Raw genomic sequence first — 538 nt, 5'->3', positions numbered from 1 at the left:
CGGCCTTGCGCAGCTGGTTGGTGTCAACGAGCGGGTTGAGCCTGCCGCGCTCGCGGCGCGACTTGCCCTTGCGCACGATCCGGCCGTTTTCGTCCCGCTGGGCCGGGGGCCGCTTGTCCAGGGTGGCATCGGCCAGGGGCTCCCAGTCATTGTCCACGAACTGGGCCTTGACGCTGTTGGCGGCGATCTCCCCGGCGCGTTTCAGCGCGGCATCCACCCCGGCGACCTGCCCGTCCAGAGCCTTGTTGGCCGCGTCCCTCAGCTGGTCCACAATCTGCTCCTGGGCGGCCCGGATGCCGGGCACCACAAACGGTCTGGCCGGGATGTTGCGCGCCGGGCTGCCCATTTCGTGGATGTAGCCGAGCTGCGCATTGGTCACCGCCTCGCCATCTTCCGCCGTGCGGCCGCTCTTGTCGGCCGGTATGCCGCAGGCCACCTCGCGCCCGGTCAGGGCGCGCATGGCCTTGGCCAGGTCGGCCATCTTGTCCACGGTCACACGGACGCCGGACTTCATACCTGGAGCCCTCCCGCGCCGATG

The 538-nt window shown here is 70.1% G+C and carries 1 protein-coding gene; it reads right to left on the bottom strand.

Features of this window, described 5'->3' with window-relative positions:
• A partial coding sequence (locus QQS14_RS16570; protein ID WP_285908122.1) for a hypothetical protein occupies positions 1 to 514 on the bottom strand: 514 nt, incomplete at its 3' end.
• Between the last annotated feature and the right edge of the window lie 24 nt (positions 515 to 538).

Source organism: Pseudodesulfovibrio pelocollis, from assembly GCF_030282845.1.
Taxonomy (GTDB): domain Bacteria; phylum Desulfobacterota; class Desulfovibrionia; order Desulfovibrionales; family Desulfovibrionaceae; genus Pseudodesulfovibrio; species Pseudodesulfovibrio pelocollis.
The sequence above is the reverse complement of the archived record's forward strand: the minus strand, read 5'-3'. Positions and strand labels throughout refer to the sequence as shown.